The following is a 15,318-nucleotide window of genomic DNA, read 5'->3' as shown; positions in this document are numbered from 1 at the left end:
TTCTTTGACGCGGACTGTCTCACCTCACCCGGTCGCGCGCAAGATCGGTCAGGATACCTGCAGCAACGGTAATACGCGCGAGATTGGGATCGCCGCCGTCGCTTAGGGTTGAAAGCTCCTCGAGGATACGGTTGATGCGGATACGATCCTGCGCATGCCAGGCTTGAACGGGAAGCTTTTCCTTGCCGTGATCGGAAAGGGCCGAGATGACGATGTCGCGCCTTGCACTGGCGATCTGGTCGATGCTGCGGGCAAGCGCCAGATTCTCGTAATGGTCTGAGGTGAGGATCCGCCCGCCCGCCGCCAGCAGCCTGCCGATACGGAAGGTCTGCGACACGGCGATGTAGTTCTCGGCGGCGCGCACCAGCGGTTCGCCGGTGCGCTCGGCGATCTGCATGATCTCCGGCACCAGTGCGAAGATCGGGAGGCTGGCGATGTCGGCGGCGAGTTTTTCGGGCAGGCCCGCCTGGCTGTACTCCGCCTGGCGCACGGCGACCTCGCTGGCCACCTGTCCGGCGAAGGCGGTTTTCAGCTTCTTCAGGGCCGCCTGCAGCCGGCTAATCACTTCCGCCATATCGGCCTTGGTCATGCCCGTTTTCAGCAGCAGGCGCGTCAGCACGATAAAGCTGTGGCTGATCTCCTCGTAGATGCGGTTCTGCATGTCGCCTGATACCTTGCCGTCCAGGGCGTCCGTCTCGGCCCAGAGGTGGGTCAGGCCGAAACCGTCTCTAGCGACGATCGCGGCGCGCACCACTTCCGGTGCTGAAGCCGCCGTTGCGTCCATCATGGCGACGGTGAAGCTTGGCCCGCCGCGGTTGATCGCTTCGTTGGCAAGCACGGTCGCGACGATTTCGCGTTTCAGCCGGTGGCTGGCGATATCGCCGGCGTTCGACTTCTGCATCTTCACGGGGAAGTAATTAAAAAGCGTCGCGGCAAAATAGGGATCGTCCGGCAGATCGCTGGCGATCAGCGCGTCGAAGAGCACGATCTTGGCATAGGAAAACAGTACGCCGATTTCAGCCCGCGTCAGCGGCTTGCCGGCCGTATAGCGTTCTGTGAGAGTCTGGTCGTCCGGAAGAGTCTCCACCTTGCGGTTCAATTGCTTGGCGCCTTCTAGAACCGTCATGAAGCGCGCAAGTTCCAGGCCGTTTGCCGTGCCTTTGCGTTCCGTCAGCGAGATCGCCAGCGATTGCAGGTAGTTGTTGCGCAGAACCAGAGTCGCCACTTCGCCGGTCATCGAGGAAAGAAGCTGGTCGCGTTTTGCGCGCGTCAGGCGTCCGTCATGCATGGCGGCTGCCAGCGCGATCTTGATATTGACCTCGACGTCCGAGGTATTGACGCCGGCCGAGTTGTCGATGGCGTCGGAATTGCAGCGCCCGCCCTTCAGACCATAGGCGATACGGCCCTTCTGGGTGACGCCGAGGTTTGCGCCCTCGCCGATCACCTTGGCGCGCACCTCCGCCGCCGTGATGCGGATCGGGTCGTTGGCGCGGTCGCCGACTTCGGTGTCGGTTTCGGATGGCGCTTTCACATAGGTGCCGATGCCGCCAAACCAGAGCAGGTCGACCGGGCTCTTCAGGATCGCCATCATGATCTCGAAGGGCGTGGCCACGGTCTTGTCGATGCCGATCGCGGCAACCGCTTCCGGCGTCAGCGTGACCGATTTCGCTGCGCGCGAGATGATCATTGCACCCTTCGACAGTACGTTTCTGTCGAAATCCTGCCAGCTTGAACGCGGCAGGTCGAAAAGCCGCTGGCGCTCAGTCAGCGTCTTTTCCATATCGGGGTCGGGATCGATGATGATGTCGCGGTGATCGAAGGCGGCAATGAGCCGGATCTTCGGAGAGAGCAGCATGCCGTTGCCGAAGACGTCGCCCGACATGTCACCGACGCCGGCGACGGTGAAGGGCGTCGTCTGGATGTCGATGTCCATTTCGCGGAAATGGCGTTTCGCGGTTTCCCAGGCGCCGCGGGCGGTGATGCCCATCTTCTTGTGGTCGTAACCGGCCGATCCGCCGGAAGCAAAGGCGTCGTCCAGCCAGAAGCCGGCTTCCTGCGCCAGTGCATTGGCGGTGTCGGAGAAGGTCGCTGTGCCCTTGTCGGCGGCGACGACGAAATAGGGGTCGTCACCGTCGAGCCTGACCGTGTCCTTCGGCGGGACGATATCGGCGCCCGCTATATTGTCGGTGATCGAAAGCAGCGTGCGGATATAGGTCTTGTAAGCCTCACGGCCGGCATTGAAGATCTCGTCGCGGCTGCCGCCGACGGGGAGTTTCTTCGGATAGAAACCACCCTTGGCGCCGACCGGCACGATCACTGCGTTCTTGACCTGCTGCGCCTTGACGAGGCCGAGCACCTCGGTGCGGTAATCCTCGGCGCGATCCGACCAGCGCAGGCCACCGCGCGCCACCTTGCCGAAGCGCAGGTGTACGCCTTCCACCTCGACGCCATAGACGAACATCTCGCGGAAGGGTTTCGGCTGCGGCAGCCCGTCCACCAAATGCGGATCGAGCTTGAAGGCCAGCATCGGTTTCGGCGAGCCATCCGGGTTCTTCTGGAAATAATTGGTGCGTAGCGTCGCATCGACGATATTGACGTAGCGGCGCAGGATACGGTCGTCGTCGAGGCTCGGCACGTCGGCAAGCTCGGCCTCGATCGCCTGGTGCAGTTCGGCAAGCTTCTTGACGCGGGCCTTCTCCGAAAGCCTGGTGTCGAGCGTGTCATGAAAGAGACGAAAGATAGCAGCGGCGACACCGGGATATTTGTCGAGCGTCGTGGCGATATAATCCTGCGAATAGGCGATGCCGGCCTGGCGGAGATAACGCGCATAGGCGCGCAGCACGTTCGTCTCGCGCGCCGACAGCCCGGCCGAAAGGATCAGCCGGTTGAAGCTGTCATTGTCGATCGTGCCGGCGAAGGCGGCGACGAAGCCTTCCTCGAGGGCGGCCCCGTAACGCTGCAGATCGATCTCACCGCCATTGCGGGCCTCGAGTTCCATATCGTGCAGCACGACGAGTTTCTTTTCTCCATCGGCGACCGGCACCCCGATGTCGAAAGTGCGTTCACTGACGACGTTGAAGCCGAGATTCTCGAGAAGCGGCACGCGGCGCGACAGCGCCAGCTGGCCGCCAGCGTGGAAGATCTTCAAGGAAAGGATGCGGCCCTGTTCTTCCTGACGGTGGTAAAACTGAATGCGCAGCGGCTCGCCGGCGGCGCAGGCACCGATATCGGCGAGGTCGGCCACGGTTTCCTCCGGCGTGAAGGAATCCTGGAAGGCTTGGTCGACCGATATCTTCGGCGCCTTGGCGCCTGCCAGCGCCTCGAAACGGTCGTCCCAGCGGGCCGTGATTTCGCGGATAACCTGCTCGAGCTTTGACTGCGGAATGCGTGGCGTCTTGCCGCCCGAGCGGCCGATGATGAAATGCACGCGCGCCACGCCGCCTTCCGGGAAAGCCGGGTAATAGGCGGAGACACGGCCGTCATAGACAGTCTTCAGATAGGTGCCGATCCGTTCGCGGACGATCGAGTCATATTCCTCGCGCGGCACGTAGACGATTACCGAGACGAAGCGGTCAAAGTGGTCGATGCGCGGCAGGACGCGGACGCGCGGCCGATCGGCCAAGTCGTTGATCTGTTCGGCAAAACTTGCAAGCAGCGTTGTGTCGATCTGGAAAAGATCGTCGCGCGGATAGGATTCCAGCGTGTTGTCGAGCATGCGGCCGGAATGGCTCATCGGGTCGAAGCCGAAATGTTCCTTCACCTTCTCGATCTTGGAACGCAGCAGCGGGATTTCGGAGGCGAGCGAGGTATAGGCGGTCGAGGTGAAAAGGCCGACGATGCGCAGCTCGCCGGTGACGTTACCCTCCGCGTCGAAGCGCTTGACGCCGACATAATCCATATAGGCCCGGCGATGAACGATCGACTTAACATTCGCCTTGGTGACGATCAGGAAGTCGGGACCGTCGAGGAAGGCAAGGATCTCAGGCGTCGTCGTCACGGCGTCCTTGCCGGTGCGCAGCACCAGAACATCGGGGTTGGAAAGGATGCCGAGGCCTGCACCCTTGTCGCGTTCGACCCTGGCATCGGCGCCCTTGCCGGAATAGACATATTCCCGCATGCCGAGGAATGTGAAATTCTCATCGCGCAGCCAGGTCAGGAAAGCGACGGCTTCGTCGCGATCAACCTTCTTCCGGCTGGCGCCATTGGCCGCGAGCTCGGCAATCACTCCGTCGATCTTGGAAAGCATCGGCTTCCAGTCGGAAACCGACAGGCGGACCTGTTCGAGGACTTTTTCGATGCGTTTGACGAGATCGGCGGCCTGGGTGGAGTTGAGGGGTGCAATATGAAGCTGGATATGGCTGACGCGGTTGGCCGGGTCGCTCGGGTGATCGGCGGAATACGTCGTCGGCGCCTTGCCCTTTTCCATGATCAGGATGGGATGCACGGCCATGAACAGGTCGCGATAGGTGCTCGTCACTTCGCCCATGACCGATTCAAACAGAAAAGGCATGTTATGGTCGGTGACTGAAAGCACCGAGACGGCGATGCCATCAGGCGTCACATCGGCAATCGTGTCGATGCTGACGCGGGGCGCCTTGCCGTTCCAGACAGCAAGTTCCTTTGCCGAATGCACCGCGGAGAGCGCCAGCATTTCTGGTGTATAGAGTTCGAGATCGTCATTGCTTGCCCGGCCGAAGAGAATTTCCGGATCGAGATGCGCCTCGCCTGTCGCCTTGGCGATCTTGCGCGCGCTTTCGATCTGCTTTTCCCGTTTCGGATTGTGTCTGGCAGCCATGGATCGCCTCCCTCAATGTCTGATTTTCCGCAAGCTAGCAGAAGATTCTTCGAAAAAATCTCTAAAAGAGAGGTCCGGAGGATTGTTTTGACGCTTTTTTGGCGCTGGAAAAGAGAAATTGTAAGAGATTTTCCGTTTTCTTCGCCAAGTGAAAGCGAAAGTCCGTCTTCCGGATTTTCGTTCCGCCGAACATTTCCACGCCCGCATGAAGAATGGTTGACAGCGTGGCGTCAAAAAGATCATCAAACGCCGTCATCATTCGGATCTTGGATATCATGTCGGAAAATGCAGCGGGCGCAGTCATCGTCATTTCCAGCCATGTGGTGCGGGGCTCGGTCGGAAACCGGGCAGCCGTCTTTGCGCTGGAGACACTCGGTCATCCGGTCTGGGCCTTGCCGACCATCGTGCTGCCCTGGCATCCCGGCCACGGCCGCTCGACGCGGCTGACTTTTGCGGAAACGGATTTCGATGCGGCAATCGACGATCTGATCCGCGCGCCGTGGATCGGCGAAGTCAAGGCGGTGCTTTCGGGCTATTTCGGCAATGCCGCCCAAGCGCGCTCCGTCGCCCGGCTGATCGGTGCGCTGAGGCAAAACAATCCCGAGCTGCTCTATGTCTGCGATCCCGTCATGGGCGATCTTGGCGGTCTTTACGTGCCGGAAGCGACCGCTGAGGCCATTCGCGACCATCTCATTCCGCTCGCCTCGCTCGCGACGCCGAACCGCTACGAGCTCGCATGGCTTTCGGGGGCAGCCCTCGAAGACAACAGCGCGATCATGGAGGCGGCGCTCGCGCTCGGACCATCGCGCATGCTCGTCACTTCGGCGGTGCCGATGATGGCGGGCGGTACCGGCAATCTCTATCTTTCCGGCCGTCACGCCCTTCTTGCCGAGCATCGCGTCGTCGACAACCCGCCGAATGGTCTCGGCGACCTCATTGCCGCTGTCTTCCTGTCGCGCCTGCTTTCCGGGATCGAGGACGAAAAGGCGCTGCAGCTTGCCACCGCCAGCGTCTTCGAGGTGCTTGCGCGTGCCGTCAAGCGCGGCAGCAACGAGTTGATGCTGGCAAGCGATGCTTCCAGCCTTTCGACGCCGATGGCCATGGTGCAGATGCGCCGCCTCGTGCACCCGGCGCAGCGGCGGAAAAAGTGACGCATCTGCCAATATGTTCATTTTGCGGTGCAGCAGTTGATCTTGTCTTCGGCGCGCGCTAATCCAGAAGCATGCAGCGTTTTCCAAATCCCCTTCTGGACGGCTATCGCAACTTTATGAACGGGCGTTATGCCGACGCCCGCGACAGGTATCGACAGCTGGCCGAAAATGGTCAGAGTCCCCATACGCTTGTCATTGCCTGTTCGGATTCTCGCGCGGCACCGGAGCTGATCTTCGATGCCGGCCCGGGCGAGCTCTTCGTCATCCGCAACGTCGCCAACATGGTGCCGCCGTACGAGCCGGACGGGCATTTCCACTCGACCTCGGCCGCGCTCGAATTTGCCGTACAGGCGCTGAAGGTCTCCGATATCGTCGTGATGGGCCATGGCCGCTGCGGCGGCATCCGCGCAGCGCTCGACCCGAATGCCGAGCCATTGTCGCCCGGCGATTTCATCGGCCGCTGGATGTCGCTGGTCAAACCGGCCGCCGAGCAGATCCAGAGCAACGACGTGATGACGGCCGCCGAGCGGCAGACGGCGCTGGAGCGTGTCTCTATCCGCAATTCGATCAACAATCTCAGAACCTTCCCCGATATTAAGGCGCTCGAAGAAGCAGGAAAAATGCATCTTCACGGCGCCTGGTTCGACATCTCGACCGGTGAACTCTGGGTCATGGACGCCGAGACACGCGATTTCATTCGTCCCGAAATCTAGGGACATGCCAGTTTATCAGTTTTTTAAGGATTGTTGTTAAGCTCGCCGTCAATTGGTCGCGCACGACCGACGTTTTGATCACCGTGGCGATTGGCGATGAAGTTCGAAACAATCAAAAGGGTTATCCTGGCCGCCATCATGCTGCCCTTCGTCTTCATGCTCATTGAAGGCGTGGTCGTCATACGTTCTTCGGTCAAGCAATACTGGAACCTCGAAAAGGACCGGCAGTTCGCCGACGTGCTTGCCCGCGGCGGGTCGATCGCCGCCACGGAGATTCTGACTGAAATTGGCGCCACCCGCCGCTACCTCGCACATCCCAGCAGCAGGACTGCCGTCGACATGCAGCAAAGCCGGGTGACGCTCGATCGCGAACGTCACGCTTTCTATGCCAGCCTGCCCTCCCGCGATGCGCTCGACGAAGGGCTCGTCGGCGAATTATCGATTCTCAGCCTTGCCTACAGCCGCATCGTTGCTACGCGCAGTGCCGTCGACCAGGGCCGTTATGCCGGCAGTGATCCCGGTTCCATCTACTGGTATGCGGCTCTCAAGCAGCTTGCCGTCGTCGATGCGCTTTCGCCGCTGATCAGCGATCCGGTGCTGCTTGAGAAATCCAACCAGCTGATGGGCATCCTGCTGACCTACTACGGCGAAAGGCTGATCACCGGGATCGGCACCCGTTATCTCAACCAAGGCGTTTCCGCCAGATTGCCGGTGGAGCTCTTCGTGCAGGGCAAGGTCATGCTGGGCGAGGGTATGGATCACATGGTTTTCCATTCTTCCGCGCCGGTCGTGCGCAACATCGTTGCTTATCTTGGCCGCAGCAGCCAGGTAAAGGCGAATGCGATCACCGATGCCATTCTCGCCGGATCGCGGCCGACACCCGCCGTGCATGACGTCTGGGCCGCCGCGCAGAGCGAGCGCATGGCCTTCCTGCAGCAGAAGATGATCGAGGCTGCACAAGATATTCACGAGACCGGCGAAAATCTTTCGACGCGCTCGCACATACACCTGACGCGGATCCTGGCGCTGTGTGCCGGCCTGCTGATTCTCGCCACATTGGTGCTGCTGCTGGCGGCAAAGGGCCTGCGCCTGATCGACCGGCTGACCCAGGATCGGGAGACGCTGGTGGACGAGTTGCGCAGCGCCGCCCAGACCGATCTTCTGACCGGCCTCTACAACAGGCGCGGCTTCGAGGTCGCCGCATCCGCACTTCTCACGCAGGCCGAGCACGGATCACGCTGGATTTCCGTCGTGCTGTTCGACCTCGATCATTTCAAGAAGATCAATGACGTTCACGGGCATGACGCCGGCGATGCCGTGCTCCGGCAGGTCGCGGGCATCGCGCGCCAGAATTTCCGTTCCTTCGATCTGCTGGTGCGCCATGGCGGCGAGGAGTTCCTGGCGCTTCTGCCGGATTCGACGCCTGACGATGCGGCAATCGTTGCCGAGCGCGTACGGCTGGCGATCGAGGCGGCGGACATCCCCCTGCCGAGCGGCGATGTTCTCAAGGTGACGGCGAGTTTCGGATGCGCCGGACGGGCAAATGAAGCCACCAACCGGAACTTCGAGGATCTGGTCAAACGCGCCGACCTGGCACTTTACGCCGCCAAGGCCTCCGGCCGCAATTGCGTCGTCTCGGGACCAATCATCCAGGCCCCGGTGCAGGAGGAGCGACGCAAGGCGGCTTCCGGCGGCGGCTTTGATTCCCGCATATGAAAAACGCCGCATATCGCAGCGGCGTTTTGGCGTATTCAGTCGGGCCTATTTGCCGTCGATCTGCTGACCGATATAGGCGATCGCCTGCTGGTAGACGCTGGCGGCGTTCCAGCCCTGGATGGCGACGAAATTCGGCTCTCCAGGCTGATAGCCGGCGCCGGCGCGCCAGCCGTGGCCTTTGAGGAAATTCGCCGTCGAGGCCAGTGCATCGGCGCGGGAACCGACCATGTCGACGCGGCCGTTGCCGTCGCCGTCGGCGCCGAAGCGCACGACATTGCGCGGCAGAAACTGCGTCTGGCCGATTTCACCATGGGCAGCGCCCTTGGCCTGTGGGCTCAGATAACCCTCGGAGACGAGCTGGAGTGCTGCATAGAGCTGGTCGGTGAAATATTCCGAACGACGGCAGTCATAGGCAAGGGTCGAAACAGCCGACAGCGTATGCTGGTTGCCCATATAGCTGCCGAAACCGGTCTCCATGCCCCAGATCGCGATCAGCGGGCCGGCCGGAACGCCGAAACGGCGCTCGATCGAGGCAAAAAGCGCCTGGTTGGCTGCCTTCATGCTGCGACCGCGGGAGATGATCGTGGCACCGCCGCGCTTCTGCATGAAAGCGTCGAAGGAGAGCTTGAAGCTCTTCTGGCCGCGGTCGGCGGCAATCGTCGGCCTGTTGTAATTGACGTTGGCGAAAGCGCGGTCGAGGACCGAGCGGCTGACGCCGTTGGCTGCCGCTTCCTGCTTGAAGTCGGCGACCCATGCACCGAAACCGCTGCTATTATTGCCGCATTGAGCGCCCTGGGCCGCTGCCGGCAGCGCGTGGAGGACGCCCGCCGCCGTAAACGCCGCCAGAAAGAATGTTGTCATGCGCATGAGAAACCCCGCTTCCGATCTACTGAAGCGCGCCGCAGCCGATCGGGGCTATGCGACGCGCTCAAAGTCTTCGTTCTGTTCATGTCGCTGTCCCGAACCGCTGCACGGTTTTGGACGGCATGCTTTGGCTTGATGCCGGGCAGAATGCCAGCCGAAGGCGATCTTGTCACGAGCACCTTTTTCAGCAAGCGCTTATGGACAGAGGCGTCCACAACTCGGCAAAAAGCCCTGCCTTCATCATCAGCAGGGCTTTAGCATATTATGGTTTACAAATGGTATCAGGCGGCCTGCTTGCGCGGCTTGACGAGACCACGATTGACGAGCAACTCGGCGATCTGGATGGCGTTCAACGCCGCGCCCTTGCGCAGATTGTCGGAGACCACCCAGATGTTGAGGCCGTTTTCGACCGTCGCATCCTCGCGGATGCGCGAGATGTAGGTCGCATCCTCGCCGGCGGATTCATATGGCGTGATGTAGCCGCCATCCTCGCGCTTGTCGATGACGAGGCAACCCGGTGCATCGCGCAGGATGTCGCGGGCCTGGTCGGCGGTGATCTCGTTTTCGAATTCGATGTTGACCGATTCCGAATGGCCGATGAAAACCGGCACACGCACCGCGGTGCAAGTTACCTTGATCTTCGGGTCGAGCATCTTCTTCGTCTCGGCCAGCACTTTCCATTCTTCCTTGGTGTAGCCGTCCTCCATGAAGACGTCGATATGCGGAATGACATTGAAGGCAATACGCTTGGTGAACTTCTTGTTCTCGATCGGATCAGCGACGAAGACGGCGCGCGTCTGATTGAAGAGCTCGTCCATGCCGTCCTTGCCGGCGCCGGAGACCGACTGGTAGGTCGAGATGACGACGCGCTTGATCTTGGCAAAGTCGTGCAGCGGCTTCAACGCCACCACCAGCTGGGCGGTCGAGCAATTCGGATTGGCGATGATGTTGCGCTTGGTGAACTGGGTGATGGCATCCGGGTTGACTTCCGGCACGATCAGCGGCACGTCGGCGTCATAGCGCCAGGCCGAGGAATTGTCGATGACGATGCAACCCTGCTGGCCGATCTTCGGCGAGAACTTCTTGGAGATCTCGCCGCCGGCCGACATCAGGCAGATGTCGGTATCGGAAAAGTCGTAATTCTCCAGATTGGAGACCTTCAGCGTCCGGTCACCGTAGGAAACCTCGGTGCCCTGCGAACGCGAGGAGGCGAGGGCCACGACCTCATCGGCGGGGAAGCCTCGCTCCGAGAGGATGTTGAGCATCTCCCGGCCGACATTTCCGGTCGCTCCAACAACTGCTACTTTGAAACCCATTTCTCAAGCTCTCTTTCTCTTCTCTCCTCTTGTCCGGTGAGGGGAAAGGCGCGACTGATCGCGTCTTCCTGTCCCCAGCCGAGCCGGGGAGAGAGCGGCAGGCCAGAGACGTCAGACGGTTTTCGTCGTCGTTTTGGCCTTGGTTTTGGAAGAAACCGGAACGGCAATGTCCACCCCGGCAACTCGTGCCCGGTCACTGCGATCAGCAATGGCGTATTCGTCGCGAACCATGGAGATTCCTTTTCCGCTGTTGCTCTTAGAAGGTTTTCCACAGGAGTCAAGGTTTTTGCGTGAGCAGGCTGCTTCCGCCTGCCGCCGCAATCTCCGGTGCAGGCGCCGAGGGCGTAGCAGGTCTGTTTCGTGAAGCAGCAGAACCTTCCGATCCCCAAAATAGCATTGCCGGTAGGAGGCGACGCAGCGGCCTGATGGGGACGACGGAACGTGGTCTCATTAGACTAAAGTCATAATCCGAAAGCCTCTCTCTTTTTGATCTATCGTTTCTGGCACACTCCCGTCAGGCGTGTCGCGGCCAGGGATATGCTTTGAGGAGAAGTAGGCCGCACGCGTTGATCATCACTCTGTGGAGGACAGACAATGGCAAATGTCGCAAGCATCGACGGCGCGAAGGCCGGTCCGATGACCGGCGAGGAGAAGAAAGTCATCTTCGCCTCTTCGCTCGGCACCGTTTTCGAATGGTACGATTTCTATCTCTATGGTTCGCTCGCCACCTATATCGGCGCGACCTATTTCACCCAATACCCCGAGGCAACGCGTAACATCTTCACGCTGCTTGCCTTTGCCGCCGGCTTCCTGGTCCGCCCCTTCGGCGCGCTGGTGTTCGGCCGTCTCGGCGATCTCGTCGGCCGTAAATACACCTTCCTGATGACGATCATGATCATGGGTCTGTCGACCTTCCTCGTCGGCATCCTGCCGGGTGCCGCCACGATCGGTATCGCAGCCCCGATCATCCTGATTGCGCTTCGCCTGCTCCAGGGTCTGGCGCTGGGCGGTGAATATGGCGGTGCGGCAACCTATGTCGCCGAACATGCGCCGAACGGACGCCGCGGCTACTTCACCTCATGGATCCAGACGACGGCGACGCTCGGCCTGTTCCTGTCGCTGATCGTCATCGTCTTTGTTCAATATCTGATGGGTGCGGCTGAGTTCGCCGCCTGGGGCTGGCGCATTCCGTTCCTGCTCTCGTTCGTCCTGCTCGGCATTTCCGTCTGGATCCGCCTGAAGATGAACGAATCGCCGGCTTTCCAGCGGATGAAGGCGGAAGGCAAGGGCTCCAAGGCGCCACTGACCGAAGCCTTCGGGACATGGAAAAATGCCAAGATTGCGATCATCGCGCTGCTCGGCGCCACCATGGGCCAAGCGGTCGTCTGGTACGGCGGCCAGTTCTATGCACTGTTCTTCCTGCAGAACGTGCTGAAGGTGGACCTGTTCTCGGCCAATGTCATGGTCGCCATCTCACTTCTCCTCGGCACGCCGTTCTTCGTGATCTTCGGCGGCCTCTCCGACAAGATCGGCCGCAAGCCGATCATCATGGCTGGCCTTCTCATTGCGGCGCTGACCTATAATCCGCTGTTCAAGGCGATGACCTGGACGGCGAACCCGGGGCTTGCCGAAGCTCAGGCTTCGATTCGGGCAACGGTGACGGCTGATCCGGCGGACTGCAGGTTCCAGTTCAACCCGACCGGCACGGCGAAGTTCACCAGCTCTTGCGACGTGGCGACGGCGTTCCTGACCAGGAACTCGGTGCCTTACGACGTCGTGCCAGGTACCGCCGGACAGCCGGCAACGGTAAAGGTCGGCAACGCGACGATCCCAAGCTTCGACGTCGCTGCCGCTGGCGACAAGGCGAAGGGCATGACCGCCGGCTTCGAAAAAAGCGTGAACATTGCGCTTCAAGACGCCGGCTATCCGCTGAAGCGCGGTGTTGCCAAGGTACCGGATTCCAAGCTCGATGCCTTCATCGCCGCCAATCCGGAACTGGCGCTCAACGCCGATACCGTGCGCGCCGGCGAGAAGGAAGCAATGCCGGCAGCCAAGTTGGTCGAAGGCAAGCTGCTGACGGCGGATGAGGCCAATGGCGTCACCGACATGGCGGTCTACAACATCGCCAATGGCGGAAGTTTCGCCATGACCGCCGATCCCGCCCGCGTCAACTGGATCGGCACGATCGCCGTGCTGTTCGTCCTCGTCCTCTATGTGACGATGGTCTACGGCCCGATCGCCGCTCTGCTGGTCGAGCTTTTCCCGACCCGCATCCGCTACACCGGCATGTCGCTGCCCTATCACATCGGCAACGGCTGGTTCGGCGGCCTGCTGCCGGCGACGGCCTTCGCGATGAGCGCTGCCGCGGGCGATATCTACTACGGTCTCTGGTACCCGATCGTCTTTGCGACGATCACGCTGGTGATCGGCCTGATCTTCCTGCCGGAAACGAAGAACAGGGATATCCACGCAATGGATTGATGACGCATTCGCGTTCTGCAAACTTGAAAGAGGCCTGGCGCTCACAAGGCGCCGGGCTTTTTCGTCTTACCGCGCCGCGCGTCTCTTTGAACATGCAAAGTACTGTAACGACCGCATAATTTTTATTCGTAAATCAATTCTGATTTAAGGCATTATGCAGTGCGGAACAGGCGCTTGGCGAGCGGCCAACCATCCGGCGCCAGTTTGAAGAGCAGGCCACAGCGGGCATAGACGATCGCCGTCAGTAGCGAGAACCAGCCGCCGAAGGCGAGACCGGCGATGACGTCGCTTGGATAATGGGCGCCGACCATGACACGTGTCATGCCGAACCAGATCGCGCAGGCGATGAAGGCAACGCGGTAGCGCGGAAACAGAAGCGCAAAGGCGGCGAAGAAGGCACCGACCGTGGTGGAATGGCCGGACGGGAAACTTTCGAAAGCGGAATGGCCCGAAAAGGGTGCGAAGGAAAACATGCCATGATCGTGGAATTGATCGGGACGCGCCCTTCCGATCGCCCGTTTCAGGAGGTTGGCGAGAAGTCCTGACAAGACGACTGTGGTGAAGAGATAGGCACCGATCCAGCTGACATAAAGCGCCTGTGCCCTGGATCGCGCCGTCTTCAGGAGCTTGTAGCCCGCCCGGCCCTGAAAGAAGAGCAGGATGCTGCTGTATATCAACCACGCGGAATCGCCAAAACCGGTCAGGAGCTCGCCGAGTTGCTTCACCAGCCCGTGAGGTTCGCTGGCGCCAATCGGCGCATCGAAGAGAAGCATGGAAAGGATTACGGCGTTGATCGTGATGAAGAGACAGGCCTGCCAGCGCAAAGGCGGCATCGCAACATCGCTCCGGCGCCAGCGCCTATCCAGGGAATTCCAAAATGCCCGCATTAAGTCGTCCGTTCGATTTTAACCTCGAGGCCGCGCGTTCGAGAGCCGCCCTATCAGTTTGCACTGGCGCATAAGCCGGAAAATCGCGTCCAGCTTGCGAGTATGCGCTTGTGAAATCCCGCGCAAAAATACACGAGATTACGGCAGAGGCTAGGCGGTTGCGGATAATTCGACCGAGCCCGGCGGGTTGTCTTCCCTGAAAAGCCCCCGCATGCACGACACGAAGGGCAAAGGATTGTTTCACGTGAAATATATCAGACTGCTAGCGCCTTGAACTCGGCGAGGATTGCATCGCCCATCTCGACAGTGCCGACCTGAATGCAGCCGTCGGCCATAATATCGCCGGTGCGAATGCCCTTATCGAGCACATTGGCGATTGCTTTTTCCAGATCGTCGGCTTCCTTCACCATGTTGAAGGAGTAACGCAGGCACATGGCGAAAGACGCAATCATGGCGATAGGATTTGCGACGCCCTTGCCGGCAATATCCGGGGCGGAGCCATGCACCGGCTCATAGAGCGCCTTGCGCTTGCCGGTCTTGCCGTCCGGGGCACCGAGCGAGGCTGAAGGCAGCATGCCGAGCGAACCGGTCAGCATGGCGGCAACGTCGGAGAGCATATCACCGAAGAGATTGTCGGTGACGATCACGTCGAACTGCTTGGGCTGACGCACCAGCTGCATGCCGCCGGCATCGGCCAGCATGTGTTCGAGCTGGACGTCGGAATATTTCGCCTTATGCGTCTCGGTTACCACCTGGTTCCAGAGCACGCCCGACTTCATGACGTTGCGCTTTTCCATGGAGCAGACGCGATTCTGCCGCGTGCGGGCCATTTCAAAGGCGACGCCGGCGATGCGCTCGATCTCGTAGGTATCGTAAACCTGCGTGTCGATGCCGCGCTTCTGGCCGTTGCCGAGGTCGATGATTTCCTTCGGCTCGCCGAAATAGACGCCGCCCGTCAGCTCGCGGATGATCAAGATATCGAGGCCTTCGACCAGCTCCGGCTTCAGCGACGAGGCCGCAGCAAGGGCCGGATAGCAGATGGCGGGGCGCAGGTTTGCGAAGAGCTGCAGATCCTTGCGCAGGCGCAGCAGGCCGGCTTCCGGGCGCACTTCGTAAGGCACGCTATCCCATTTCGGGCCGCCGACGGCACCGAACAGAACGGCATCGGCGGCAAGCGCCTTCTGCATGTCGGCTTCCGAGATGGCAGCGCCATGCGCATCATAGGCGCAGCCGCCGACAAGGCCTTCGTCGGTGACGAAACCGGCATTCATCGCCTCGTTCATATAGGCGATGATCTTGCGGACCTCGCCCATGGCCTCGGGACCGATGCCGTCACCCGGCAGCAGGAAAAGATTGCGCGCTGTCATGAAACCCTCCTGGGAAAAACAAGTTGCG

General features: G+C 60.7%; 11 protein-coding genes. 4 read left to right on the top strand and 7 right to left on the bottom strand.

Translation table 11 applies throughout. The features are described 5' to 3' along the window. Positions 1 to 19: 19 nt before the first annotated feature. Together BA011_RS19545 and BA011_RS19540 are read right to left on the bottom strand one after the other, a co-directional pair. Positions 20 to 4,795 carry an NAD-glutamate dehydrogenase gene (locus tag BA011_RS19545; protein WP_065281667.1) on the bottom strand — a complete coding sequence of 1,592 codons (4,776 nt, stop codon included), beginning with the start codon at positions 4,793 to 4,795 and terminating at the stop codon, positions 20 to 22. Positions 4,796 to 4,856: 61 nt separating this feature from the next. Then, positions 4,857 to 5,099, bottom strand: a complete 243-nt coding sequence (locus BA011_RS19540) for a hypothetical protein (protein ID WP_237352493.1) — start codon at positions 5,097 to 5,099, stop codon at positions 4,857 to 4,859. On the opposite strand from BA011_RS19540, the gene pdxY reads away from it, so the two are divergent. The 3 genes from pdxY (at position 5,071) to BA011_RS19525 (ending at position 8,375) form a co-directional block, all read left to right on the top strand. Continuing rightward, positions 5,071 to 5,946, top strand: coding sequence for a pyridoxal kinase PdxY (gene pdxY / locus BA011_RS19535; protein ID WP_062940004.1), 876 nt, complete (start codon positions 5,071 to 5,073; stop codon positions 5,944 to 5,946). The two genes, BA011_RS19540 and pdxY, sit on opposite strands and share 29 nt — an antisense overlap. 71 nt (positions 5,947 to 6,017) lie before the next feature. Beyond that, positions 6,018 to 6,659, top strand: coding sequence for a carbonic anhydrase (locus tag BA011_RS19530; protein ID WP_065281666.1), 642 nt, complete (start codon positions 6,018 to 6,020; stop codon positions 6,657 to 6,659). A gap of 96 nt (positions 6,660 to 6,755) precedes the next feature. Continuing rightward, positions 6,756 to 8,375, top strand: a complete 1,620-nt coding sequence (locus BA011_RS19525) for a GGDEF domain-containing protein (protein WP_065281665.1) — start codon at positions 6,756 to 6,758, stop codon at positions 8,373 to 8,375. Positions 8,376 to 8,420: 45 nt separating this feature from the next. On the opposite strand, the gene BA011_RS19520 is transcribed toward BA011_RS19525, so the two are convergent. From BA011_RS19520 to BA011_RS19510, 3 genes are all read right to left on the bottom strand, one after another. Next, positions 8,421 to 9,242 carry a lytic murein transglycosylase gene (locus BA011_RS19520; RefSeq protein ID WP_065281664.1) on the bottom strand — a complete coding sequence of 274 codons (822 nt, stop codon included), beginning with the start codon at positions 9,240 to 9,242 and terminating at the stop codon, positions 8,421 to 8,423. Positions 9,243 to 9,520: 278 nt separating this feature from the next. Further along, positions 9,521 to 10,555 carry an aspartate-semialdehyde dehydrogenase gene (locus BA011_RS19515; protein ID WP_065281663.1) on the bottom strand — a complete coding sequence of 345 codons (1,035 nt, stop codon included), beginning with the start codon at positions 10,553 to 10,555 and terminating at the stop codon, positions 9,521 to 9,523. Positions 10,556 to 10,666: 111 nt separating this feature from the next. Beyond that, on the bottom strand, positions 10,667 to 10,876 hold the full coding sequence (locus BA011_RS19510) for a hypothetical protein (RefSeq protein ID WP_065281662.1): 210 nt from the start codon (positions 10,874 to 10,876) through the stop codon (positions 10,667 to 10,669). Positions 10,877 to 11,149: 273 nt separating this feature from the next. Between BA011_RS19510 and BA011_RS19505 the strand changes: the two genes are divergently transcribed. Then, positions 11,150 to 13,036, top strand: a complete 1,887-nt coding sequence (locus tag BA011_RS19505) for an MFS transporter (RefSeq protein ID WP_065281661.1) — start codon at positions 11,150 to 11,152, stop codon at positions 13,034 to 13,036. 152 nt (positions 13,037 to 13,188) lie between these two features. On the opposite strand, the gene lpxE is transcribed toward BA011_RS19505, so the two are convergent. Together lpxE and leuB are read right to left on the bottom strand one after the other, a co-directional pair. Then, complete coding sequence (gene lpxE, locus BA011_RS19500; protein WP_186806464.1) at positions 13,189 to 13,923, bottom strand: lipid A 1-phosphatase LpxE; 735 nt, start codon at positions 13,921 to 13,923, stop codon at positions 13,189 to 13,191. A gap of 254 nt (positions 13,924 to 14,177) precedes the next feature. After that, entirely contained in the window at positions 14,178 to 15,290 is a 1,113-nt protein-coding gene (leuB, locus tag BA011_RS19495; RefSeq protein WP_065281659.1) for a 3-isopropylmalate dehydrogenase, read from the bottom strand. Positions 15,291 to 15,318 lie beyond the last annotated feature (28 nt).

It is taken from the genome of Rhizobium leguminosarum, assembly GCF_001679785.1.
Classification (GTDB): Bacteria; Pseudomonadota; Alphaproteobacteria; order Rhizobiales; family Rhizobiaceae; genus Rhizobium; species Rhizobium leguminosarum_R.
This window is presented reverse-complemented; position numbering and strand designations above follow the sequence as displayed.

What these genes read in the sequence shown, in the direction of transcription:
- BA011_RS19545 (WP_065281667.1), bottom strand. Translation starts at nt 4,795, where the DNA reads ATGGCTGCCAGACACAATCCGAAACGGGAAAAGCAGATCGAAAGCGCG.
- pdxY (WP_062940004.1), top strand. Translation starts at nt 5,071, where the DNA reads ATGTCGGAAAATGCAGCGGGCGCAGTCATCGTCATTTCCAGCCATGTG.
- BA011_RS19540 (WP_237352493.1), bottom strand. Translation starts at nt 5,099, where the DNA reads ATGACTGCGCCCGCTGCATTTTCCGACATGATATCCAAGATCCGAATG.
- BA011_RS19530 (WP_065281666.1), top strand. Translation starts at nt 6,018, where the DNA reads ATGCAGCGTTTTCCAAATCCCCTTCTGGACGGCTATCGCAACTTTATG.
- BA011_RS19525 (WP_065281665.1), top strand. Translation starts at nt 6,756, where the DNA reads ATGAAGTTCGAAACAATCAAAAGGGTTATCCTGGCCGCCATCATGCTG.
- BA011_RS19520 (WP_065281664.1), bottom strand. Translation starts at nt 9,242, where the DNA reads ATGCGCATGACAACATTCTTTCTGGCGGCGTTTACGGCGGCGGGCGTC.
- BA011_RS19515 (WP_065281663.1), bottom strand. Translation starts at nt 10,555, where the DNA reads ATGGGTTTCAAAGTAGCAGTTGTTGGAGCGACCGGAAATGTCGGCCGG.
- BA011_RS19505 (WP_065281661.1), top strand. Translation starts at nt 11,150, where the DNA reads ATGGCAAATGTCGCAAGCATCGACGGCGCGAAGGCCGGTCCGATGACC.
- lpxE (WP_186806464.1), bottom strand. Translation starts at nt 13,923, where the DNA reads ATGCGGGCATTTTGGAATTCCCTGGATAGGCGCTGGCGCCGGAGCGAT.
- leuB (WP_065281659.1), bottom strand. Translation starts at nt 15,290, where the DNA reads ATGACAGCGCGCAATCTTTTCCTGCTGCCGGGTGACGGCATCGGTCCC.